This window comes from Treponema saccharophilum DSM 2985 (genome assembly GCF_000255555.1).
GTDB classification, from domain to species: Bacteria; Spirochaetota; Spirochaetia; order Treponematales; family Treponemataceae; genus Treponema_D; species Treponema_D saccharophilum.
The window spans coordinates 220,725-243,875 of sequence record NZ_AGRW01000054.1; the positions used below are offsets into that span (position 1 = coordinate 220,725).

The following is a 23,151-nucleotide window of genomic DNA, read 5'->3' on the forward strand; positions in this document are numbered from 1 at the left end:
AAATGAAAACAGAAAATGAGAGAATAATACTGAAAGCGGAGGACCTTGACGGCTACCTTACGGAAAAGGATGTCGCCGACATAAATCTCCTCAAGAAAATGTATGACGAGACAATCGGATATTTCGAGCCGAAAAACGAGGCGAAGATAATCGAAAGTTTCGACAGGATGGGGCACGAGATGCAGAGAATCTGCTCCGAGAACCCGAACCTCAAGGTTTTCTCGTTCGTCACCGACGAGGGAAGCCATGCCGAGGCGAGCCGCGTGATTTCAAAATTGCGCGACGTCGAGACGAGCCATCAGGAATTCGTCTACTACAGCCAGCGCGCTTACGAGATGCTGTTCCGCCTCGCGTATACGAACGGCCCGTCAAGCAGGAAGGGGCACATAGTCGTCAAGACGCCCGTGTCAAGCCCCGTTCAGAATTACGCCGTCCACAAAATCCCGAACATAGACGATGAAATCGGGAATTCAGTGATGTGCGTCATGCTCCGCGGCGCGCTCCTTCCGAGCATAATCATGTCGAAGGAAATCGAGGAGTATTCGAGCACGAACTACGTCACGCCGTTCGCGCTTTTCAGGATAAACCGCGACGACACGAAGCACGAGGACGACATGGAGTACGTTCTCAACCTCAAGAAATCGTTCTTCAATATCGAGGAGCTTGACGGCAAGGACTGGATTTTTGCCGACCCGATGAACGCGACGGGCGGCTCGCTCGTCACCGTCGTGAAGTATCTCCAGTCGCAGGGCGTGAAGCCGAAATCGATAAAATTCTTCAATGTCATATCCGCGCTGAAAGGAAGCCTCCGCGTCTGCCGCGCCCTTCCGAACTGCACGTGCTACACGCTCTGGCTCGACCCCGTGCTGAACAATTCCGCGTACATAATGCCCGGTCTTGGCGATGCCGGTGACCGCCTGAACGGCTGCGACAAGAAGACGAACCCGCGCAATATCATCCGCCTCATCGCCGATTATGGCGCCGACATCTCGGCGCTCTACCACAATCAGCTGACGAAAATCGAGCAGACGGTTCTCGGCTGATGAAATTTCCGTCCATCTTCCTCGTTTCGGCTTTTCTTCTCGTCATGCAGGGATGCTCGACAGTCGGCGTTCCGGGGGAGGGAAAGGTCGTCCTGAGGAACATCGCGACGGAGTATTATTCCATCGCCGAGGGGTATTTCGGGATGAAGAATTATTCCAAGGCGGCGGAATACTACGAGCGCGCAATGAAGGACGAATCGCTGCGCGTCGCATCATTCTACAAGATGGCGCGCTCATATGCGATGGCGCAGAACTGGGAGAAGGCGGCTCCCTGCTACGATGAGCTTCTCTCGCAGGACCCGGATAACCTGAACCTGAAGGTTTCCGTCGCCTATATTGCGGCGATGCGCGGTGATACCGATTCCGCGCTTTCCCAGTTCAAGTCGCTCTGCGAGGAAAATCCCTATGAGGAGCAGGTCCTCGAAAATTATGTGGCGCTCCTTCTTTTTGTCGGGAGGGCGGAGGATGCCGAGGTCGGGTACAGGAAGCTGAAGGCGACTTTTCCCGAAAACTCGAAGCTGAAGGATTTCTCGCAGCAGCTTTCCGAGCTTGCCGACAATTTTTCCGACGGCGACGCGGACGGTTCTGTAAAGAAATCTGCTCCGCCGCTCAAGAAATAAGCGGAATTCTTTTGTCATGCTGGACGGTTTTCGTAAGAAAGCTCGTTTTTGCATCTATCCCGTTTTGGATTCCGAACCAATCCCGGAATGGCGCCGAAAATCCTGACAGAACCGTTTCGGTTGTTTTTGTTCGCTCGCAAAAAAAACGGCCATCCGTGGGGGATGGCCGCTCTTCCGTACGGAATCAGACGTTTATCTCGTCGCCGATTTCCTGCTTGTATCTTTCCGGATTTGCCTTGAACGCCACGATCGGATTCGCGGTGTCGCTTTCCGCGTGCTCCAGCGCGCCCTTTGCCTCGACGATGAGCCTGTCCGCGGGAATCGCTCGGTAGTTCATGGCGGATATTCCGATGAATATCGCGTCGTTCTTGTTTCCGATTATTTCCGCGATTGCGGGGAGAATCGTCTCGCACTGCGAGAGCGTCGTGTCGATGTCCACGCCGTTCAGGACTATAGCGATTGTGTCGAGCGCGTATTCGTAGACTTCAGCCTCCGCTCCGAACGTCTCTTTTATTATCGCGAGGATTTCCTGCGTCTTGTCCGTCGACGTTTCCTCGTCGAGGCAGAAATCCGTCATTTTCACCATCGCAAGGGATATCTCCTTGTAACGGTTCTGCCTGAGCTGGTCGCCGAGGTCCTTTATGAATTCGTCGGGAAGTTCCTCCCCGTCATTCTCTGTCTCCGGCTCTTCCGGCTGCGATTCAAAAGCCGCCTCCGTCGGTTGTGTTTCCTGCGCGGGAGAATCGTCATGGCTCTCTCCCGCCCCGATTTCCGTCTCCGCGACGGCGGTGGTTGTCGGGGCTGCCGCGACCTCCGCTTCGGGAACCGTCTGCTCTTCGTGAGGCTCGTGCTCGTCCTGTTCCGTCTCCTCTGTTTCGGACCCGGTTTCAGCATGTTCCTCTTCGGCTCCGGCTGTTCCCTGTTCCGTCTCCGGCTCTTCCTGGGCGGCTTTTTCGGAAGGCGTTTCCTCCGCCTCCGTTTGGGCAGGTTCTGCGGGCGCGTCCTCTTCCGGGCTTTCCTGAGGCTCCTGCCCGACGGCGCTTTCCTCCGCGCCGGATGCAGGGCTCTCGTCCGCTTCCGCCGGGGATTCGTCCTCCGCTTCCTGATGGGCGGGCTCCTCCTCGCAGAGCGTCTCCTCTTCCTCTTCCGCGGATTCGTCCTCCGCGACCGTCTCCTCTGCTTCGTCGTCTTCATCGAAATCATCGTCGTCGATGATTTCATCGTACTGCTCGTTCACCTCGTTTATGCTGTCGTCGAAGATGGTGCCCTCGGGCTCCTCCTTCTTCATCTGCTCCTCCGCGAGCTTTTTGCGGAGCTCCCGTATCTCGGAAAGCTCCTTCTGCAGCTTCGATTCCGTGTCCGCGCTTTCCGGCACCGCGTCCTTGCAGATGAAGAGCGCCGCGACGGAAACGAGCGTGCCTATGAGCGCGAACATGAACGAAAGTATCGCGTTGCTGTGGAGCTTCTCGAGTTTCACCGTGTAGAGCGTCGCTTCGAGCGTGAGCGAATTCCCGTCCGCGGTGGCATCCGTCTGCGAGAACTGCTGAGAGATTCGCTCAGACGGCTTCGCGGCTTTCTGCGGAGGATATGAATAGACCTGAATTTCGTTTACGGATAGATTTATGTCGCTGAATTCGGACGTGTCGCCGATTGCCTTCGTAAACTGTTCCGCGAATTCCCTCGTTCCGATTCCGTTCCGCGCCGCCGCCGTTTTCGTCGCGAGCATAAGCGTGTCGAACCGCGCCTCCGCCCGCTTCGGGCCGTTTTTTTTCTCCATGCCGAAACTGAAGCCGAGATTTACCAATGCAAGGATGAAGAAAAGTGCGCTGATTGTCGAAAAGATAGGAATTTTTGTCGATTTCATAATTTTTTAGTATATCCAAGAGTTTTGTCGTATGCAAGAATTACCGGCCCGCCTCTTTTGGCGAACCATGCAGCCAGCGGGAGCGTCGTGAGGAATTCGGGGGAGCATCCGTCCTTGCCGGATTTCTCGAGCCTGCGCGCGAATTCGTCCCGGAAGCTGGCAAAGCCGAACTTTCCGTCCGAGCGGAATGCGGCGCCCGTTCTTTTTCCGTCCCTGACGAATGATTTCGCGTTTCCGTATTCCCCTGTTCCGCGTGAGAATCCCTCCGCGGCGAGGAAGTCGGCGAGCGTTTTTTCGTACGACTCGAGGATTTTCGTCGTGGGGGAGTGCGGGCGCCCCGTTTCCTTCAGCTCCGTCCTGAACATGAGCGCGTCGAACATCGTCTCCGATGTCGAGAGGCGCGACGACGTGTTTATGAACCTGTCGTCGAGGTACGTCCCGCGCGCGTAGGGGCGCCCGCCCGTGTACGCGAAGTCCGCCCCGTAAAAGTCCAGCCGCCTGAACCCGCACCGTGATGCGAAATCCGCCGCCGCTATCGTGACCGTCCCGCTTCCAGTGCTGAGCTTTGGGAACGGCTTTTCCGCGAAGGAAGACGCGTATGACGAGAGCGGGTGGCCTGTCTGGACGAACGCAATCCTCCCGCCTTTTTCCTTGACTGCACGTACAGCCGACGTATCCGCGCAGAGGTCGAAGACGAAAATCGTCCGGCTCCCTTCCGCGCCGATGAAATGCGAGTATGAGACGTTCTGCCCGTCGACCGATACGACAGCGTCGGGTATTATTCCCCGCGAGAGGAGCGGCCTGTATGCGGTGTCCGTCGCGACGATGAACAGTTTTTCCCTGTCCGCCGAAAGCGTCGCGCACGATTCGTCGAGGGTGGGGCCTGCTGCTATTATCGCTGCCGTCCGTCCGTCGGCTTGTACGCTCAGCTCGGGAATTTCCGCCGCCGTCCGCAGGTTCAGCAGGATGTTCCTCTGCCAAATTTTTCCGAAATGGCTCTGCACGGAAAAATCGCCGGACACGTCCTCTATCGCCGCTTTTATGAGCGACATCGCCTCGTCGTGCTCTTCCGGGAACGCGTTCTGCCATGCGCGCAGCGTCGTTATTGTTGCGTTTCCGTGGACTGCGGGCATGTATAAGTCCGTTATCGCTTTCCGGATTCCGTTTTTCGTCGTGAGCGCGACGTTCATTCTTCCGCTGAGGTTCTTTGCGCAGGGGATTTTCGCGAGGAAATCGATGTCGGCTTCGTCTGGCTCGTAGGCTATTATGGTCGCGCCGGGGTTCCGCTCCAGAAGCGCCTCTATGTGGTAGCCGCCGGCAATGCCGAGCACGATGAAGAAATTTCCTTTCCCAGCCGCCTGCGCGAACTGTTCCGCCTCCCGCCTCGGGTCGTAGCGCGAGTGCAGGTATGACTTTCCGCTGACGGGAACAATGTCTCCGTTCCTCGCCGCGGCTGTTCCTGTGTAGTGCGTCGTTTTTTCCATAGGCTCAGGCGCGCGCCGCGATTCGTGCGACAAGCGCGCTTTTTTCCTCCGCGATTTTTCTTTCGATTTCTTTCTTTTTTGCCTCGTCGGTCTCTCGCCCGAGCATCACGGACAGCGCCGGAAAGTATTCCCGCGTGAACGCGCCGTTCGTGTCGTCATCCGCGGCTTTCTTGAGCAGCGACAGCGCAATCCGCCGCCGGCTTTCCTCGTCCGCACCGGTTTCCGACACCGTCTTTGCGATTTTTTCTGCCTTCCTTCTTCCCGTAATCGAGTCGAATTCGTCCCAGCCGATGTCGCGGATGCTGCCGAGCCTGTTCGGGAACGCGAATCCGTCCGAAAGCCTGAACGCCTTTTTGTCGAACCTGCTGGAATTCGCCGCGAACCATCCCCGGTACGTTGCGAGCGGCTTTTCCGAGGCGAACCTCGCCGAAGTCGTCCTCGTCTCCTTCGTCGAAAGCCTGCCGTCGCTCTGGCTGGCGATTTCCTCGAGCGCGTTCGGCTGCGTGTGCTGGTATCCGCCCGCGCTTGCCTGGTCAAGCCCGCACATGAAAACGGGGCCGTTCGTAATCGACGCGGCGAATTCGAGCGCTGTCCCGCTTACCGTTCCGTTCCGCCGCGCGCCCATCGTCCTGATTCCGCATGACTCGAAAATGTTCCTGATGAATTCGGGAGAGTCGTCATAGAGGAGCGGGATTATTTCCCTGTTTCTGATGAAGTCTCCCGGTGCCGCCGATTCTGATGCGAGCGCCGCCGTGAATTCCGCGCTTTTCCCGGGGAAGGCGAGGTGCCGTTTCGCCCAGAACCCGCCGTCCGTGCTTATCGCGATGTCTGGCGTGATTCCTGCGCTCAGGAGCGGGAGGATTGCAGATGAGCAGGCGAGCAGTATGAAGTTTTCCCGCCGCTCTTTTATGTGCGGGAGGGAGCTTTCTAGGCTCGTCCCCGATGCCGCTATGAGCACGGGTGATTTTGTCCGCGCGATTGTCGCCGTTCTTCTCGCCGTGGATGCGAGCGTTATCGCGTTTTTCAGCCACCGCCTCGCGAAGTACGTCCTTGTTGCCATGACGTCGCGGCTCTTCTCAACCGCTTCTTTTACGGCTTTCCATGCGCGCGTTTTTTCCTCCGGGAACGCGCTCCCGCTTGCCGTCCATTCGAAGAACAGCGCGGAAAGTATCTTCTCCTCGCCGAGCGCGCCGAATATGTCGTCGGAAAGCCCTTCTCCTGCTGAAAAGACCTTGTCCCAAAGTCCGTCTGTTTTTGAGAACGCATCGCAGAACCGCACCGCCATGATTTTTGCTTCCGGGAATCTTTTCCTGATAAACGGCGCGCAATACGACAAAGCCGGCTCAAGTATTATCACGCATGCCGGATTGAAGTCGCAGCTCATGTTCTGGGCGAATTTTTCCGCCTCTGCGGACGGATTGTATTTTGAATGAAGGAATTTGCCGCCCGCGGAGCACGTTTCCTCCCCGTTCTTCGCTGCGGCAAACTGTATGCGGGATGTCATTTCGTCAGCCGTTCTGGAGGAATGCGACCGCGCCCTTCTTTATCGGGCAGATTCCCGCCGAAAGAAGCAGGGTGTGTTTTGTTGCGTGCTCCCCGAGAAGCGGCTGCAGCATGGACACGATATGGAAGGAAAGCAGCTTCTCGTCAAGTTCGTCCTTTGCGAACAAGACGATTTTCATGTCGCCGCTCGTCGGAGTCTCGTCCACGTGGATGCAGTTCGGCGATTTGAACAGCGGGGCTATTGTCGCGTATGCCGACGACGTGACCGCCGCCGTTATCCGCGCTTTCAGCTCTATCCGGTCGACCATGTCGATTTTAGAGAGTTTCCGCTCGATTTCGACGTTCTGCATCAGCTTCTCCACGCTGTTTTTCAGCGAGAGAATGAAAAAATGCGCGCTCGATATCTCAAGCCCCTTTTCTATGCTCTCGTCGATTTCCGCCAGTTCCCGCTGCTCGTCGCGCTTGTACTCGACGATTTTCTTGAGCATCGATGCGCACGCGGACGATTGCGGCAGGACAGTCTGCTCCTCGTCGCTGAATTCCGCGAGGACGAAAATCATCGGGGTTTCCTTGTCGTTGAACGGCAGAAAATACAGCGACGCCATGTCCATGCTCGTCTGGTCGTCGAACAGGGGCAGGAAAGGCGACAGCTCGTTGAAGTCTTTCGAGAAGCACTGCCATTCGAACGCCTTTGAGAGTTTTCCGTTCCAGAAATCCCTGAACGAAATCGACGATGCTATCGTCTTCGAGTTGAAGCCTGTCGATTCTGTCATGACGTAGAATTCCGCGCCGGTTCCTGTCTTGTACGGCGTGAGGATTCCCGCGTGCCTGAATCCGTTCTTTGCCGTCCATTCGCTGAATTTCGGCGTCGTCTCCGCTATGAGCTTCGTCGCCCTTTGGAGAAGACCGCCCTTCGTGTTTGCTGTCATTAGGCAAGCCCCAATTCTTTGAAAAGTTTCTTGTACGTCTCGAACTGCTCCGACTGCGCGAACTCCGCGATTTTTTCTTCCGGAAGGTTCTCGAGGAGCTGGTCCATGTACGATAGAACCGACTTTATCTCCGTCTTCAGGTCGCCGGGGATGCTTTCGCTCTTCTCTTCGCTCTCCTTGTCTCCGCCTGTCTCCCCGTTTTCCGAGAGTGCCGGGTCGGACGCGAGGTAGTCCATGTTTGATTCCGTGAGGGACTCCTCGATGGTCGGCTCAACCTCGTTGTAGTTGAAGCTGTCGTCCTCTCCGAACGTCTCCGTGTCCGCAGGTTCCTCGACGATTCCGCCGTCGCCTTCGGAAACGTCCTCTCCGAACGTCTCCTCCGAGGCAGGCTCCTCTATAAGTCTTTCCCCGCTCGTCGCGTCGTCCTCGTCAGCGGGAATCTCAAGCTCGCCTTCGGGAAGCGGCTCGTCGTCCTCGATGGGATCGTCGAACGAGAAGTTGTCGAGGTTTATGTCCTCGTCCATCTCGTCGTCGGAGCCGATTATGTCGGAGAACTCCGACGAGCCCGAGCCCTCTACGAGGATGTCGTCGACTTTCGCGCCTTCGCTTTCTCCGTCAAGAGCCGTTTCTGCTATGTCGTCGAGCGCCGGCTCCTCGCTGTTTTCGCTTTCCGATTCTTCCGGAACCGTTTCGCCGGCGTCCTCCTCGCTCTCGTTGAGGACGGATTCGAGCGTGTCGTCCTCAATGGGCGGCTCGTTCTTTGCGGTTTCCTCTTCCGCTGTCTCCTCGTCCTCCGATTCCGTCACGTCCGTCGTGTTCAGGATGTTGTCGAGCTCGTCGAGGGACAGCGCTATCGTGTCGTCGTCATCGCTGTCGGAGTCCGAGAAGAATCCGCCCTGGCTCTGCGTTTCCGCCTCGTCGGACTTCTCCTCGGTTTCCGTCTCCGCCTCTGATTTTTCCGCGGGCGCTTTCTTGATTTTCTCGACGTCCTGCCTGAGGTTCGTTATGTCGTCCTTCAGGGACGTGAGCTGGCTCATAATCTGGCTGAGGATTGCGTCGGTCTTTGTCGATTCCGCCTTTTCCGAGGCGGACTGCGTTTCGGAATCCGTTTCCGTGTCCTCGACAGCGTCTTCCTTCGAAGGCTCTTCCTCGGCTTTCTCGTCGTCGTTCATGAGCGAGGCTGTCTCCTCGTCGAACGTGTCCGGAATCGAGAACTGGGAGTCGTCGTCGTCCCTGATGACGATTTCATCGTCATCCTGTTCTGTCTCCGCCTCCGGTTCGGTGCCGCTTGCCGCGGAATCTTTCGCTCCGGCTTCTTCCTGTGCGTTGTCGTTTATGCTTACCGTGTTTCCGTCCTCGTCCTCGACGGAATTCATTATCGAATCGACGTCGAACGTGTCGTCCGTTTCCTCGTCTCCGTCAGAATCCGCGATTACGGGGTCGTCGAAGTCGTCGTCATCGGCGGTAACGCTCATGGTGCCGCTGCTCGGCTCCGTTTCCGAGCTGCTGTCGTCGAGCCCCTCGTCGGAGTCGCTGAACCCGAATTCGCTCAGGTCGACGTCCTCCGTTCCGTCTTCGCTCCGGGCTGTTTCCCCGGAGGCCGATTCTTCGATGTCCTGCTCGACGGCTTTTTCGGCTGACTCGTCGTCCATGAACATGTCGGTGACGTCGACGTCGCTCGTGTCGCCCGCGCCCTCGTCGGAGTCGCTGAACCCGAATTCGCTCAGGTCGATATTTTCCGTGCCAGCCTCGTCATCCTTCGGCTGCTCCGGTTCCGGCTGCCCGTCGTCGAACGTAAGGTTTATGTCCATCGTATCGTTGTCGGCTATGCCTTCCGTGTTGTCGGTGATTGTTATCTCCGAGCCTTCTGCCGCCGTGCCGTCGTCGTCGGCGCTTTCCTGCGGCTGCGCGTCCTCTTCGTCGTCCGATTCGTCGGTGAACCCGAATTCGTCGAGGGAAATCTCCTCCATTGAATCTGAATTGCCCTCCGGAGCGGCAGGATCGCCCGGCTCCTCTGTTATGTCGAGAGTGTTCGTGAGGGCGGCAAGCTCGTCGGTCGAAAGAGAAGAGTCCTCCGGGTCGTCGTCCCCGGCGTCAGGCGAATTCTGCTGCGTCGTCCCGAAGTCTATGTCAAAGTCCGGTGATTCTGCTGTCTCCTGCGTCTGTTCGTCACCCGAATCGGCTGAGCGCGGCGGCTTTTTCACCCAAACTCCGTAGCTGTCCAATTCATTTTTTTCGGAATCGCTCATATTTTCCTCTCTTTTTTTAAGTTCTGTTCAGATTTGGGGTGCAAATCATTTTTTTCTTTATCGGTAATCATAAATCAAAACTGTAGAGTTTTCACTAGTTTTGATTGGCGCGTTCTTCGCCGCTGCGCGCGCGGAAATTTCAGGCTGAAATTATTTTTGGGGATTCCGGATTTCCGGCATATAATTCCCGCCCGCTTTTTCGATTGCAGAAATTCGGGCCTCGTGCCGATATTTTCTAAGTTATGGTAAAAATGTTCAGAACTTTGGCGGCCGTCCTGGCCGGAACCTTCATATATGTCCTTATTTCGTTTGCGTTCGGGCGTGACGGCTTGTGGGCCGACATGCAGCTCCGCGAGCAGAAGCGGCTGCTCAACTCGCGCACGGAGGAAATCCAGCGGATAAACAACAGCCTTGAGCTCGAGTACGTCGCCCTCAAGAAGGATCCCGACGTCATAGCGGCTTTCGCCCGCAAGCTCGGGTACGTACGGCTCGGGGAGAAGATAGTCAGGATAAACGGGCTCGTTCCGGCGGAGCAGTTCTCGTTCGAGGCAGGCACGCCGCTCGTCATCGCCGAGCCTTTTTCCCTCCCGGAATGGTTCTGCAAAGTTTCCGGTTTCCTTATGTTTTTCGTCGTCTACTCATACCTCTGCCTTGAGGATATAAAAAGGAAGATTTGCGACCTGCGCGACATGAAGGCAGGGCGCCCGCACGGCAGAAGGTCAGGTGCAAAGGGGGCTTCGCTATGATTTGCAGGAAGAGCGACGAGGAGTCGGTGCAGATTGCAATCGACTACATAAGGAGGGGGAAGGTTGTCGTCCTTCCCACCGATACCGTCTACGGTTTCTCTGGTATCGTTGACGGAAGGCATTATTCATACCGCACGGACGAGAAAATCCGCGAGCTGAAGGGCAGGGGGGGCGAGAAGCCGTTCATCCAGCTTATCGCGCGCCCGAGCGACCTGAAGAAATATACGCGCGATGTCGTGCCGGACTCGATATTGTCGAAATGGCCCGGCCCTCTTACCGTCATTGTCCATACGTTCCTCGGCAAGGGGAGCCCCGACACGTTCACGACGACCGCTTTCCGCTGTCCCGGCGACGAATGGCTGCGGAAGGTCATAGCCGGTTGCGGCGCCCCGATTTATTCGACGAGCGTCAACAGGAGCGGCGAGCCGGTGCTCGACAACATCGACCAGATAAAGCAGGAATTCAGGAACATCGATTTGATGGTTGACGACGGCGACAAGAAGGGCGGCGTTCCGTCTACGATTGTCAGGATTGAGGAGGACGGCGGAATCACCGTCGTCAGGCAGGGGCTCGTGAGGGTCTAGCGTTTCTTCCAGACGGTCTCGGTCGTTCCTTCGGATGCTCCGTTCTCGTTTTTTGCGGGGAGGAGCGTTTTTTTTGTTCCGTGCAGCTCGCCGTCGGTTATGCGGAACGTCCAGACAATCGGATGGGCGGATGATGCTATGTTTAGCGCCACCTGCCTGGGCAGCTCCGGGAAGAAGGATGCGTTCGACTTCCCGACCTGAACGACCTCAAGCTCCTGCTCTCCGTCCGCGCCTTTTCCTTTTGCCGTTATCTTTATGTTCATCGTGGCGCCGTTCTTGTATATGATGAAGCCGCGTCCGCCCCTGAGCACGATAATCTTGTCCGTGTACGGTTCCCCGAACCATGTCCCCGCGAGCGACTCGATGTCTATGTTTCCCTCGAATATCTTCGGCTCGCGCGGCGGTGAAGGAATCTTGTCCTGCTCGGCGTCGTCCTGCTGCCTGAAGTCGGACAGTACGCTTTCGATGCAAAGCCTGGCGCTGGCGAGAATCTTGTAGTAGGAGTCGAACGATTCCGTCTTCGTGTGCGTTATGTTCAGCTCCGTGTCTATCGCGTTGAACTTGCAGTTCCACACCTTTGTTGAATTAGAGACGCCTTCCTCTATCTCCGTGTAGAATGCTATCTTCGCCCCCGAACCCGCGATTATCGGGACGGAAAGCGATGCGCCGCTCGTGCTCGGCCGACGATCCTCCACCGCAATGTAGTCGATAGTCTTCATCTGCGAGAGGAAGATGTCCTGCGCCATCTTGAGCATGTTGAGGTCGGATGATTTTGAGACGACGCCGTAATAATCCACCGAAACCTGCTTCGGGGCGGCTCCCGCGATTCCGGGGAGCATCGAGAGTATTATGGCTGCAAATCTTTTCGTTAGCCTGTTCATCGATGCGCCTTTCCTTTTTTGTAGGCCGCGGCTCAGCTGTTCAGGTCCTTCCTGAAGTCTCTCGACATTTCCCTGTCAAGGTCTCGCTGCTTTATGGTGTCCCTCTTGTCGTAGAGTTTCTTTCCTTTGCATACGCCGAGCGTAATCTTGACTCTGCCGTTCTTCAGGTATATGTCGAGCGGGATGAGCGTGTATCCCTTCTCTTCGACCTTCCGCTGTAGCCGCTTTATCTCCTCCCTGTGCAGGAGAAGCTTCTTTTTCCTGTCCGGGTTGTGGTTGAATATGGAGGAGAACGAGTACTCTGCTATGTGCACGTTCCTGACCCAGACCTCTCCGTCAGTTATCTCGGCGAACGCATCCACCATAGATATGCTTCCGTTCTTCACCGATTTGACTTCGGTTCCTTCGAGCACGACACCGCATTCGTACGTGTCCTCCACGAAGTAGTTGAACCGCGCCTTTTTGTTCTGCGCTATGATTTTCGCGTTCTCTGACATGCTGACAGTATAACGCCGAAAGAAGTTGCCTTGCAAGTAACGTTCCTTGTTGGTATTCTTCCATATCTATGGACACAAATATATACGCAATTTCATACAAGATGAGGCAGGAGCTCTACAGGCACGTGGCGAATGTCCTCAAGGTCGTCATGCTCTGCTTCCTTTCGATATCGCTTTTCATGACGTTCGTCCTTTATCCCGTCGTCAGCCGCTCGAATTCGATGGCGCCCGACATTACCGCGGGGAACGTCGAGTTCGTCGTTCCTTTCCTGAGGGTTCCGTCGCGCGGGGATGTCGTCCTTATCCAGACGAGGCCGACGGAGCGCCGCTCCATCGTGAAGCGGGCGGTGAACCAGATTTTCCTTTTCTTTACGGCGCGGCAGTGGTACCCGTTCGAGGAGAACCGCATGGGTGCGCAGCCCATGGTACGCCGCGTCATCGGAATGCCTGGCGACACAATTTACATCGACAAGTACGTCGTCTACATAAAGCCGAAGGGGAAAAGCCATTTCCTCACGGAATTCGAGGTCGTCGACAAGAAATACAACGTCGACATCTCCTCGGCTCCGACGGGCTGGGACATAAATTTGGGCGCGAAATCGGGGACGAAGCAGATTGAGCTCGGCGAGGGCGAGTATTACGTCCTCGGCGACAACCGAATGGAATGCGCAGACTCGCGCCTCTGGGGGCCTGTCGGCAAGGCGAACATAAAGGGCAAGGTCGTCCTCCAGTATTTCCCGCTCAACCGCATGAAGCTCTTCTGATTTTCGCGCGATGGAATCGTCACTTTACATCCACATACCGTTCTGCCGGAAAAAATGCGACTACTGCGATTTTTTCAGCGTGCCGTGCCGCTTGGTGGGCGACGACTACATAAACGCCGTGCGCGCCGAAATAATGGACAGCGCGTCCCGGTTCGGCATCACCTCGTGGGGCACGGTATATGTCGGCGGCGGAACTCCGAGCCTCCTTTCCCCGATGCAGCTTTCGCGCCTTTTTGAGGGGATACGCGCGGCGGCTCCCCTTTCTTCCGGCTGCGAGGTCACGGTGGAGATGAATCCGGAGGGTGTCCGGGGCGATTTCGTTGCCGCGTGCTCGGAAATCGGCGTCAACAGGATTTCTCTCGGGATTCAGAGCCTCGACGACGGCGCGCTGAGGAGCGTGCATCGGGGATGTATGGGGGAGACGGCGATTGGCGCTCTCTCTCTTCTGGAATCGTGCTGGGGCGGAAGCCTTTCCGTCGATTTTATAGCGGGGCTTCCGTCGCAGGGCACGGATGAATTCGGCAGGCAGTTCGGGATTCTCCGCGATTTCAAGAAAATAAACCACGTGTCTCTCTATACGCTCACCGTTGAGGATGAGACGCCGCTCGGTCGTCTCGTCTCGTCCGGGGCCGTTGATTTTTCCCAGGATGATGCCGATTCGCTGTGGATGCTCGGGCGCGATGTGCTCGAGTCCGAGGGGTTCTTCCAGTACGAGGTCTCGAATTTTGCTCGGAGGGGATGCGAGAGCCGGCACAACAGCGTCTACTGGCACTCCGGCGCGTATGTCGGGTGCGGGGCGGGGGCCAGCGGGACGTGGTATTTTCCCGGGCGCGGGGAGCGGTGGACGAACCGCGCCGACATAGATTCGTACGTGCGGTACTGGCTCGGCGGAGGAGGCGAAGTCCCGCGCGATATGGAAATCCTCGACATGCGCACGATGCAGTTCGAATTCCTCATGATGGGGTTCCGCCTCAGGGAGGGGATTTCCGCCGCCGAATTCTCGCGGAGGTTTCCGTCGGGGCTCTCGTCGTACCAATCGTCAGACGGAAGGCTTTTCGGCGACGTGTTTGCCGGATGGAAGGAGCGCGCCCTTGCGGGTGAGAGGAACGGCCGTCTTTTTCTGACCCGCGACGGGATTCTCCTTCTCAACAGGTTTCTTGAGGAACTTCTGTAAGCGGAATCTCCACGGTGAATTCCGTCCCTATCCCTTTCTGCGATTTGACGCTTATGTTCCATCCGTGCGTGCTTATTATCGTCTTCACCACGGAAAGCCCGATTCCCATGCCGCTTTCCCGCCGGGAATTCGTTCCCCTGTAGAACATGTCGAATATCTTTCCGATGTCCTTCTTTTCGATTCCGATTCCCGTGTCGGATATCTTGAGCGTTATCTTCCCGCCGTCCTGCTGTGCGTCTATCCGTATCGTGTCGCCGTCCTTCGTGTAGCGCACGGCGTTAGCGAAGAGGTTCTCCAGCGCGCGCTGGACAAGCAGCTTGTCGAACGGAATTTCCGTGTCGTCGGGAATGTTGACGGTCGCCTCGACCTTCCGCTTGAATATCTCTCCCGTCGTCACGAACGTCTTTGCGAATTCCCTCATCGCGGGCGCGAACCGCTGCTTCTTGAGCTGGTGCTGCCAGTCCGTCTGGTTCAGCTTCACGAAATTGATGAGCGTGTTTATCATCGTCGCGAGCTGGTCAGCCTTTGACGATATGATGTCGAGCGATTTCCGCATCTCCTCGGGGTTGTCGGCGATTCCGTCGCTCAGCGCCTCCGTGTATCCCTTTATGACCGCGACCGGCGTCCTGAGGTCGTGGCTTATGCCCATTATGAATCTTGAGCGCCTCTCCGAATCGTCCTTCAGTGCAATCCGCATCCTGTCGAGGTTCTCCGCGAGGCGTGTTATCTCGTTGTCGTGCTTCGGGTCGGTGTTCTGTATCTCGACGTCGAGCTCTCCGTTCGCTATGCGCTGCGTTTTCTTTTCGAGGAGCGTTATCGACTTCGTTATCGTGCCCGAAATCTTTATCGTCATCGTGATGCAGTACGCCTCGAACGCCGCTATGAACAGGACGATTATCGCTATCATGGAGTCGTGGCGCCTTTTTCCCGCCTTTTTTTCCATCTCGTTCATCGCGCGGCTTATGCGGCTCACGATGAGAATCTTCGTGTTCTTGTCCGCCATCTGCGGGGAGACGAACTGGTAGAAGTACATCCCGCTCGTCTCGCGCATGTGCCTGAACAGGTCGGCGGCGTCGATTTCGCTCTCGTCCTCAAGCTCCCTGAAGTTCGTGTATATGATGGCGCTGCAGTTTTCTATTATCGTGAATTCTATCTTCGGGGGGAGGAGCCGCAGCGCGTCTTTGAGCGCCTCTATGTCCTTTACGCTCATCGGCGACGACGACTGCCTCATTATCTGCTTGTACCCGTCGAAGAAAAGCCTGTCCGCCCTCGTGAAGTAGCTGTACACCGGGACAAATACCGCGCACAGGAGCGGGACCGCTATAATCCCGAGCAGGAACAGCCTGAACTGGTTTTTTATCTTCATGACGGCTGCTGCTCGCTGTTCGCGAATTTGTATCCCATGCCGAATTCCGTCTTTATGAATTTGGGGTTCGCCGGGTCGTCCTCAATCTTTTTGCGGAGGCGCTGGATGTAGACGGCGACGGCGGTGACGTCGCCGAATTCGCTCTTCCATACGTCCCGGTATATGCGCTCCGGGCTGAGCGGCTCGCCCTCGTGCTTCGTCATGTATTCGAGCACCTTGTATTCCTTCGTCGACAGAGGGATTTTCTCCGCGCCTTTTTTGAGGACGCAGCTGTTGAGGAGAAGCTTGTACGGGCCGAACGCGTAGAAATCCTCCGCCGCCGCCGACACTTCCGACGTCCTCCTGAGGTTCGCGTTCACCTTCGCCACGAGGACGCGCGGCGAGAACGGCTTCGTCACGAATTCGTCGGCTCCGATGCCGAGCGCGTTTATTATGTCCTCGTCGGCATCCCGCGCGGACGCTATGATTACGGGAATCGTCGCGCGCTGCTCCTTCCTGAACCGCTTGAGGAAGTCGAATCCGCTCATTCCGGGAAGGTTGAGGTCGAGGATGACGAGGTCGGGCGTCTGCTCCGCGAGCATCTCAAGCCCCTCTTCCGCGCTTCCTGCAATCCTCACGCTCATCCCGTCTTTCTGCAGGTACATCGAGACAAGCTCCGCCATCTCGGGTACGTCTTCTATTATAAGTATGTTTGCGTTCACTGCCGCAGCTCCTTTTGTTTTCCGGGCGTTTGTTTGGCCCGGAAAATCCTAACAATTTCATTGAAAAACTACAGAATGATTTCAAAAAACTCAACAAAAAATGAGAATCTAATAAAAAATTATAAAACGAACGCCGATATTAAAAGCGGGTGTTTTGATTCTGGTGGCGTGGCTTGACTACAACTTGAATCGAGGGGAAAATGAAAGATGATTTCTGTGACGAGATTGGACGGAAAAACGTATTGGATTAATCCGCATATGATTGAAAGCATGGAGCAGACGCCGGATTTGACCATATCCCTGCTTTCCGGGAAGAAGGTTGTCGTGCGCGATACTCCAGATGAAATCATCGAACGAATTGTTTCCTATCGGAGCCGTCTCGGCGTGACAAAACAAGAAATCTAAAAAAATAGCAAGGGGAGACTGTAATGGACATAGCGTCATTGATTGGTATTATCGGCGGTGCGACCGTAATTGTGCTCGGTGTTGCCACTTCCGGAGGTTCTTTGGGCGGAATCATCGATATTCCGTCCGTGTTCGTAACTATCGGAGGTTCTTATGCGACCTTGTTCATCGTAGCTCCTCTTAAGCAGGCGCTCGGCTTGTTCAAGTGCATGGGACGGGCGTTCAAGACGTTCGATAATAAGGAAGAGGATAAAATCAGGACGCTGTACCAGCTGTCGGAGAGCGCCAGGCGCGAGGGGCTTCTTGCGCTTGATGAGAAGCTGAACGATTTGGACGACAACTTCATGAAGGACGGATTGAAGATGGTCGTCGACGGAACGGACGGAAACGTCGTCCGCACGATTATGGAAAGCGAGATGAGCGCGTCCGAGGGGCGCCACCTTTCGATGGTCAATGTCGTCAACCAGTGGGCCGGTTTCGGTCCTGGTTTCGGAATGATGGGTACGGTTATCGGTCTGATTGGTATGTTGAACAACTTGGAGGATAAAAGCTCCCTCGGTCCTAACATGGCTGTCGCTTTGATTACGACCCTGTACGGTTCAATGCTTGCCAACTGGCTCGTCGGCCCGTTCGCGCAGAAGCTCATGTCGCAGAATGCCGCGGAGATGGCCGCCAAGGAGATGGTCATCGAGGGTGTCCTCTCGATTCAGTCCGGCGACAACCCGCGCATCCTCGCGCAGAAGCTTCTTTCCTATCTCGACCCGAAGAGGAAGGCTGCGCTTTCGTCTGAGCTATTGAAGGACTAAGCAGATGGCTAAAAAGGAAAAGAAAGAACCTGAGAAACCGTCAACCGCCTGGCAAGGCACCTACGGAGACATGATTACGCTCATGCTCTGCTTCTTCGTCATGTTGTACGACCCGACGGAAGTGGACGTGACGGTGCTTTCGCAGATGCAGTCGGCGTTGGACATACAGACCGATGCTGTCGATTCGAATTCGACGACGGGCGGCCAGTCTCTCTCCGCCGGAAAGCTTGCCGACCTCGGCAACACGATAAACAGCCTTCCTGCGACCGAGAACGGAAAAACGCTCGGGCTTGCCAAGAAGAAGGCGGTAAGCCTTTTCGCGCCGGAGATTCATTCGGCAAAGATTACGGTTTCCAGCGACGAGCGCGGTCTTGTCATAACGCTCGCGTCCGACGCTTTCTTCGAACCTGGAAGCGCGGAACTCGACATAAACGAGACACGCGACGTCCTGATAAAATTGTCTAAATTTTTTCAAGATTCCGAACTTGAAAACCGAAGATTTAGGATAGAGGGGCATACTGACAACACGCCTGTTCCTTCGGATAGCATATTTCCGTCGAGCTGGGAATTGTCGGCCGCCCGCGCGTCCAACGTCCTTCACTATCTTGCCGATTTCGGTGTCGACGAGAAGAAATTCTCGATAGCCGGATATGCCGATACCCGTCCGTTGTTCTCGAACGACACGAGGGAAGGGCAGGCTTACAACCGCAGGGTTGATATCGTGATTCTGGACGAGGGGCATTTTTGATGCGCATTCTGCGCTGCGCTCAAAAAAAAATTAAAATGGGGGGAATATATGGCAGAAAATAATGAAGATGATGTCGGAATGGATGGAGAAGCAGTAGCTGCGACTTCCAATGGAAAGGGAGGTCTTCTTCCCGGTCTCTTGAAGTGGATTGCAATCGGCCTTGGCGCGGTCATCCTTATCGTCACGATTGTCGTCGTGACCGTCCATATAATGGGGTTGGAGAAGTCCGGTACGGCGGCTGTTCCGACTACGGAGGAATACGCTCCTTCAAAGGAAGTCCTCGACTGGTACCAGTCGCTCGGTTCCATAAGAACGAAGACGAGCGACGAGACGCCCGCATCGGTCGTTGTCGACGTCGTTCTCGGCTACAAGAAGGACAACAAGGCGACGTCAACGGAAATAACGCAGAGGACTGTCGAGCTCAAGGATTACCTCCGCCGTTATTTCACGCAGAAATCCGTGGACGAGCTGAATCCGAGCGACGAGGAGACCCTCAAGATTGAGATTCGCAACGCCATCAACGACAGCATCCTGAGCGGTTCGAAGATAAAGGACGTCAGGTTTATGCAGTTGGACGTAATAAGGAACAATTAAAAAGTCAAAGAAGGGTGGAAGGCATGAACGAAGTTCTGTCACAGGATGAAATCGACCAGCTGTTGAACACCATGACGAATGGCGGCGGCGGCGATTCCATACAAGATGAATTTAAACCTGAAAAAGAGACGCGCAAGATAAAAATCTACGATTTCAAGCGTCCCGATAAATTCTCTAAGGAGCAGATACGAACCGTTTCTATTATGCACGAAACGTTTGCCCGACTGACTACGACGAGTCTTTCCGCTCAGCTCCGTTCGCTTGTCCATGTTCATGTCGCATCGGTTGACCAGTTGACGTACGAGGAGTTTATCCGCTCCATCCCTACGCCGACTACGCTTGCCGTAATAAACATGGATCCGTTGAAGGGAAACGCGATACTCGAAATCGACCCGTCAATCACGTTCAGCATAATCGACCGTTTGTTCGGCGGCACGGGTGCCGGAGACAAGAAGGCGACCGGGCGTGACCTTACGGATATAGAGCAGTCGGTAATGGAAGGAATAATCGTCCGCATCCTTGCGAACATGCGCGAGGCGTGGACGCAGGTTATCGATTTGAGGCCGAGGCTCGGGCAGATTGAGACGAATCCTCAGTTCGCGCAGATTGTTCCTCCGACGGAGATGGTCGTCCTCGTGACGCTGGAGACAAAAGTCGGCGATGAGGAGGGAATGCTCAACTTCTGTATTCCGTACCTCACTATAGAGCCCATAATCTCGAAGCTGTCGTCGCAGTTCTGGTTCAGCTCTGTCAGGCGCAGTTCCACGACGCAGTATCTTGCGACGCTTAAGGAAAAGCTTTCCGATGTGGATATGGACGTCGTCGCCGAGATTGGCAGCATAAAACTTCCCATACGCGATGTCCTTGCGCTTCAGGCCGGTGACGTCGTCAGGTTGTCGAACACGAAAGTCGGCGATCCTCTGACGCTGAGCGTCGGCAACCAGCGGAAATTCTACTGTCAGCCGGGTATCGTCGGAAAGAAAATGGCTGTTCAGGTTATTTCAAAAATAGATCAAGGCGATTCTGATGATTTTGAAGAGTTGTCTGTAGAAGGAGATGAATCATTATGAGTGATGGAAGCACAATTTCTCAGGACGAAATCGACGCATTGCTTGGCGGCGCAGTCAGCGTGGACAGTTTCGGCTCGTCCGACGTGAAAATCGATACAGACACTCTCCAGAAATTCTTCGATGGGGTCAAGGCGAAAGTCCTGAACAACATAAACGGAACATCAGGAAAGAATTTCGAGATTTCGTCTGTTGCCGTTGAGTCGATGACAAGGGATCCCATGCTGAGCAAGCTCACCGACGATGTCGTTTCCGTGTACGCTGACTTCAACGCGGGGCTTACCGGCGAGCATTCATTCTTCATTTCTCCTGAATTTGCACAGAAAATAGCGGGCGCTGACAGCTACAGCGATGATGTCGGCGCGATGATACAGGAAATAATGGGGAACATCGCCGGCGCTGAGATTACGGATATCGGTTCAAAGGTCGCCGGCCTTGCGTCTGACCCGCCGAACGTGAACAACGGTCTCAAGGCGACTGTCCGCATGCCGGAAGGCGTGTTTGCTCTCGTGACGTATGTCCTCACAATTGATGGCGGCACGTACGAGCTGTACGAGGTTATTTCGTCGAACGTTGCCAGCGGTCTCGCGTCGGCTTTGGGTGGCGGTGAGTCGAAGAACAGCGCCCCCGCAGCGAATGCGCAGCAGCCGATGATGGGCGGCATGAACCAGATGGGAGGAATGCAGCAGCCGATGATGGGAATGAACCCGATGGCGGGGATGCAGCAGCCGATGATGGGAATGAACCCGATGGGCGGAATGCAGCAGCCGATGATGGGAATGAACCCGATGGCGGGAATGCAGCAGCCGATGATGGGCGGCATGGGACAGATGGGGATAACCCCGCCGAACGTTCAGTCCGTCCAGTATCCGAACCTTCAGGGAAATATGGGAACGGGCGAGCAGGGCAATATCGGTCTCATCATGGATGTCTTCATGGAGATGACGGTAGAGCTCGGACGTACGAAGAAGCAGATTCGGGAGATTCTCGGAATGGGCGAGGGCACCATCATCGAGCTTGACAAGCTTGCCGGTGAGCCGGTTGATATTCTCGTCAACCACAAGCCGATTGCAAAGGGCGAGGTCGTGGTCATCGACGAGAACTTCGGCGTGCGCGTCACGGAGATTCTCTCCCCGATGGAGCGCGTCAGCGACGTCCATTGATGTGTCGTTCTATGGCAGTTTTTTTTGATTTTTTTTAAGAAATCGTTTCGGCATCTGTGAAAAGGGGTTTTTGCGGATGCCGTTTTTTTTTATAATTGTCTTTATCGTCGTCTTCCGCTCTGGTTGGCGCCGTTTAAAAATGCGACGCAATGTTCGGCGCGCGGGAAGCGCATTTTGCCGTCGCTTTATAAAATGGGTGGGAAAATGTATAGATTTCTGCTGAAATTTTTCCTTGTGATGGTGCTTTTCGCTCCGTCGTATTCTTTTGCGCAGGATTCCGTTCAGGATGAGCCGCAGTCCGCCGCGATTTCTCTTTCCTCGGATGAGTCTTCCATATTGATTGGCGCGGGTGACGATTCGTCGCAGCCGTCCTCAGGCTCGTCTGTCGTCCCGACAATCCTGGCGTTCGTCAAGATGCTCGTCGTCCTTCTGATTGTGCTTGCCTGCGCGTACGGCGTTTTCTTCCTTATGAAGAGAAGTTCCGGCGCCTCTGCCTCGTCCGATCCGTTTCTCAGGAAAGTATCGCAGGTTTCGCTCGGCGCGGGAAAATCCGTGCAGATTGTGACGCTCCTCGACAACGCCTACATCCTCGGCGTGACGGACAATTCCGTGAACATGATTGCGCAGATTTCCGACAAGGATATCGTGGATTCGATGAATGTCTACGCCGACAAGAACGACAGGACGAGCCGCCCCCGAACATTCTCGGACGTGCTCGATATATTCATGGCTAAGGGGCCGAATTCGGGGAACGTGTTCGGGAGCGCTGATTCCGCGGCAAGCGTTTTGAGGAAGCAGCGGGAGCGTTTCAACGACGGCAACGGAGAGGGACGATGAGAAATTTTTTCACTGATTTTTTCCGCAGGCGTTTTCCGCGGGTTGCTTTTGCCGCGCTCGTTTTTGCGCTGTGCGCGCTTCCGTCCTCGTCTCAGTCGTCCTTCAACAGGAACGGGACGATGGAGATGGAGAATACCGTGCAGGGGCTTGCCGTCCCGAACATCGGCCTGAGCATAACGCAGCCTCAAAGCGGCAATCAGGTCGCGTTCTCCGTCCAACTCCTGCTCCTCCTTACGGTGCTGACGCTTGCGCCGAGCATCCTGATTCTCACGACGAGCTTCCTGAGGTTCTCGATTGTCCTCGACTTCATCAAGCGGGCGCTTTCTTTGCAGCAGGTTCCGCCGACGGCCGTGCTCAACGGCGTCGCGCTTTTCATGACGGTATTCGTGATGTGGCCGGTTTTCCAGCAGATGTACGACAAGTCGCTCAAGCCGCTTTCAGACGGGACGATATCCATCGAGCAGGCGTACAAGGAGGCCGAGGCGCCGCTCAGGATTTTCATGTACGGGCAGATGAAGGGTAAGGACGGCGACAGGTGCATCGCGCGTTTTATGTCGATGGCAAAGCTTCCCGCGCCGGCGAACCTTTCCGAGGTTCCGACCTACGTCATCATCCCCGCGTACATACTCCACGAGCTGACTGTCGCGTTCAAGATAGGAATCTTCCTTTATATTCCGTTCATCGTGATAGACATGGTCGTGGCGAGCATCTTGATGAGCATGGGCATGATGATGCTTCCTCCGGTGCAGATTTCTATGCCGTTCAAGCTTATGCTGTTCGTCCTCGTCGACGGATGGGGGCTTCTGACACAGCAGCTTTTCGTTTCGGTTATAAGGTGATTTTCGGAGGTTGGCTATGAGCGTCGGTCTCATAATGAATCTTATGCAGGGCGGAATCCTACGCGTCCTGATGCTGTGCGCGCCGGTTTTGGGGGCGGCCCTCCTCATCGGCCTTATCGTGGCGATTTTTCAGGCGACGACTTCGATTCAGGAGCAGACGCTGACGTTCCTTCCGAAGATGGTCGTCATCCTGCTTGTCATCGCGATTCTCGGCGGCTGGATGTTCTCCGTGATGAAGGAATGGACGCTCGAGCTGTTCTCCATGATTCCGGGTCTCGCGCGCTGAC

The 23,151-nt window shown here is 55.6% G+C and carries 24 protein-coding genes; 15 read left to right on the top strand and 9 right to left on the bottom strand.

The genetic code is table 11. From position 1 onward, the window contains the following. Positions 1-2 precede the first annotated feature (2 nt). Positions 3-1,043 carry a uracil phosphoribosyltransferase gene (locus tag TRESADRAFT_RS13425; RefSeq protein WP_002706381.1) on the top strand — a complete coding sequence of 347 codons (1,041 nt, stop codon included), beginning with the start codon at positions 3-5 and terminating at the stop codon, positions 1,041-1,043. Next, on the top strand, positions 1,043-1,663 hold the full coding sequence (locus tag TRESADRAFT_RS13430; protein ID WP_002706382.1) for a tetratricopeptide repeat protein: 621 nt from the start codon (positions 1,043-1,045) through the stop codon (positions 1,661-1,663). The genes TRESADRAFT_RS13425 and TRESADRAFT_RS13430 overlap by 1 nt, the downstream gene beginning before the upstream one ends. A gap of 184 nt (positions 1,664-1,847) precedes the next feature. Here the strand turns inward: TRESADRAFT_RS13430 and TRESADRAFT_RS13435 are convergent, their stop codons facing one another. The 5 genes from TRESADRAFT_RS13435 to TRESADRAFT_RS13455 are packed head-to-tail and all read right to left on the bottom strand — an operon-like array spanning position 1,848 to position 9,692. Continuing rightward, complete coding sequence (locus TRESADRAFT_RS13435; RefSeq protein WP_002706383.1) at positions 1,848-3,527, bottom strand: ICP22 family protein; 1,680 nt, start codon at positions 3,525-3,527, stop codon at positions 1,848-1,850. Continuing rightward, positions 3,524-5,011, bottom strand: coding sequence for a motility associated factor glycosyltransferase family protein (locus TRESADRAFT_RS13440; protein ID WP_002706384.1), 1,488 nt, complete (start codon positions 5,009-5,011; stop codon positions 3,524-3,526). The genes TRESADRAFT_RS13435 and TRESADRAFT_RS13440 overlap by 4 nt, the downstream gene beginning before the upstream one ends. Positions 5,012-5,015: 4 nt before the next feature. Further along, entirely contained in the window at positions 5,016-6,515 is a 1,500-nt protein-coding gene (locus TRESADRAFT_RS13445) for a 6-hydroxymethylpterin diphosphokinase MptE-like protein (protein WP_002706385.1), read from the bottom strand. Positions 6,516-6,519: 4 nt separating this feature from the next. After that, positions 6,520-7,443 (bottom strand): hypothetical protein, encoded by a 924-nt coding sequence (locus TRESADRAFT_RS13450; RefSeq protein ID WP_002706386.1) that lies wholly within the window; start codon positions 7,441-7,443, stop codon positions 6,520-6,522. Further along, a complete protein-coding gene (locus TRESADRAFT_RS13455) occupies positions 7,443-9,692 on the bottom strand; it encodes a midas domain-containing protein (protein ID WP_002706387.1) in 2,250 nt (749 codons plus the stop codon). The genes TRESADRAFT_RS13450 and TRESADRAFT_RS13455 overlap by 1 nt, the downstream gene beginning before the upstream one ends. 242 nt (positions 9,693-9,934) lie before the next feature. Between TRESADRAFT_RS13455 and TRESADRAFT_RS13460 the strand changes: the two genes are divergently transcribed. Both TRESADRAFT_RS13460 and TRESADRAFT_RS13465 read left to right on the top strand, forming a co-directional pair. Beyond that, positions 9,935-10,438, top strand: a complete 504-nt coding sequence (locus TRESADRAFT_RS13460) for an FtsB family cell division protein (protein WP_050985106.1) — start codon at positions 9,935-9,937, stop codon at positions 10,436-10,438. Continuing rightward, on the top strand, positions 10,435-11,022 hold the full coding sequence (locus TRESADRAFT_RS13465) for an L-threonylcarbamoyladenylate synthase (protein ID WP_002706389.1): 588 nt from the start codon (positions 10,435-10,437) through the stop codon (positions 11,020-11,022). The genes TRESADRAFT_RS13460 and TRESADRAFT_RS13465 overlap by 4 nt, the downstream gene beginning before the upstream one ends. On the opposite strand, the gene TRESADRAFT_RS13470 is transcribed toward TRESADRAFT_RS13465, so the two are convergent. Next, positions 11,019-11,903, bottom strand: coding sequence for a TP0183 family DNA metabolism protein (locus tag TRESADRAFT_RS13470; RefSeq protein ID WP_002706390.1), 885 nt, complete (start codon positions 11,901-11,903; stop codon positions 11,019-11,021). The two genes, TRESADRAFT_RS13465 and TRESADRAFT_RS13470, sit on opposite strands and share 4 nt — an antisense overlap. 32 nt (positions 11,904-11,935) lie before the next feature. Beyond that, positions 11,936-12,400 carry an SsrA-binding protein SmpB gene (gene smpB, locus TRESADRAFT_RS13475; protein WP_002706391.1) on the bottom strand — a complete coding sequence of 155 codons (465 nt, stop codon included), beginning with the start codon at positions 12,398-12,400 and terminating at the stop codon, positions 11,936-11,938. A gap of 68 nt (positions 12,401-12,468) precedes the next feature. Between smpB and lepB the strand changes: the two genes are divergently transcribed. After that, entirely contained in the window at positions 12,469-13,164 is a 696-nt protein-coding gene (gene lepB, locus TRESADRAFT_RS15435) for a signal peptidase I (protein WP_002706392.1), read from the top strand. Between the two features lie 10 nt (positions 13,165-13,174). Continuing rightward, positions 13,175-14,338: a radical SAM family heme chaperone HemW gene (gene hemW / locus TRESADRAFT_RS13490; RefSeq protein WP_002706393.1), complete on the top strand. Its 1,164-nt coding sequence runs from the start codon at positions 13,175-13,177 to the stop codon at positions 14,336-14,338. Here the strand turns inward: hemW and TRESADRAFT_RS13495 are convergent. Together TRESADRAFT_RS13495 and TRESADRAFT_RS13500 are read right to left on the bottom strand one after the other, a co-directional pair. Then, positions 14,310-15,704 carry a HAMP domain-containing sensor histidine kinase gene (locus tag TRESADRAFT_RS13495; RefSeq protein ID WP_002706394.1) on the bottom strand — a complete coding sequence of 465 codons (1,395 nt, stop codon included), beginning with the start codon at positions 15,702-15,704 and terminating at the stop codon, positions 14,310-14,312. The genes hemW and TRESADRAFT_RS13495 overlap by 29 nt on opposite strands. Continuing rightward, a complete protein-coding gene (locus TRESADRAFT_RS13500) occupies positions 15,701-16,405 on the bottom strand; it encodes a response regulator transcription factor (protein ID WP_002706395.1) in 705 nt (234 codons plus the stop codon). Before TRESADRAFT_RS13500 ends, TRESADRAFT_RS13495 begins: the two co-directional genes overlap by 4 nt. A 207-nt stretch (positions 16,406-16,612) precedes the next feature. On the opposite strand from TRESADRAFT_RS13500, the gene TRESADRAFT_RS13505 reads away from it, so the two are divergent. The 9 genes from TRESADRAFT_RS13505 (at position 16,613) to fliQ (ending at position 23,150) form a co-directional block, all read left to right on the top strand. Beyond that, positions 16,613-16,810, top strand: coding sequence for a flagellar FlbD family protein (locus tag TRESADRAFT_RS13505; protein WP_002706397.1), 198 nt, complete (start codon positions 16,613-16,615; stop codon positions 16,808-16,810). A gap of 23 nt (positions 16,811-16,833) precedes the next feature. Continuing rightward, a complete protein-coding gene (locus tag TRESADRAFT_RS13510) occupies positions 16,834-17,616 on the top strand; it encodes a motility protein A (RefSeq protein WP_002706398.1) in 783 nt (260 codons plus the stop codon). A 4-nt stretch (positions 17,617-17,620) separates the two neighbouring features. Further along, positions 17,621-18,364, top strand: a complete 744-nt coding sequence (gene motB, locus TRESADRAFT_RS13515; protein ID WP_002706399.1) for a flagellar motor protein MotB — start codon at positions 17,621-17,623, stop codon at positions 18,362-18,364. Positions 18,365-18,412: 48 nt separating this feature from the next. After that, positions 18,413-18,958, top strand: coding sequence for a flagellar basal body-associated FliL family protein (locus TRESADRAFT_RS13520; RefSeq protein ID WP_002706400.1), 546 nt, complete (start codon positions 18,413-18,415; stop codon positions 18,956-18,958). Between the two features lie 23 nt (positions 18,959-18,981). Continuing rightward, a complete protein-coding gene (gene fliM, locus TRESADRAFT_RS13525) occupies positions 18,982-20,028 on the top strand; it encodes a flagellar motor switch protein FliM (protein WP_002706401.1) in 1,047 nt (348 codons plus the stop codon). Beyond that, a complete protein-coding gene (fliN, locus tag TRESADRAFT_RS13530; protein ID WP_002706402.1) occupies positions 20,025-21,188 on the top strand; it encodes a flagellar motor switch protein FliN in 1,164 nt (387 codons plus the stop codon). The genes fliM and fliN overlap by 4 nt, the downstream gene beginning before the upstream one ends. 204 nt (positions 21,189-21,392) lie before the next feature. Beyond that, entirely contained in the window at positions 21,393-22,025 is a 633-nt protein-coding gene (locus tag TRESADRAFT_RS13535; RefSeq protein WP_002706403.1) for a FliO/MopB family protein, read from the top strand. Continuing rightward, positions 22,022-22,864, top strand: coding sequence for a flagellar type III secretion system pore protein FliP (fliP, locus tag TRESADRAFT_RS13540; protein ID WP_002706404.1), 843 nt, complete (start codon positions 22,022-22,024; stop codon positions 22,862-22,864). Before TRESADRAFT_RS13535 ends, fliP begins: the two co-directional genes overlap by 4 nt. Before the next feature lie 16 nt (positions 22,865-22,880). Continuing rightward, the gene (fliQ, locus tag TRESADRAFT_RS13545) at positions 22,881-23,150 is read left to right on the top strand and encodes a flagellar biosynthesis protein FliQ (protein WP_002706405.1); all 270 of its coding nucleotides are present in this window, start codon (positions 22,881-22,883) and stop codon (positions 23,148-23,150) included. The last annotated feature ends 1 nt before the right edge of the window (position 23,151 follow it).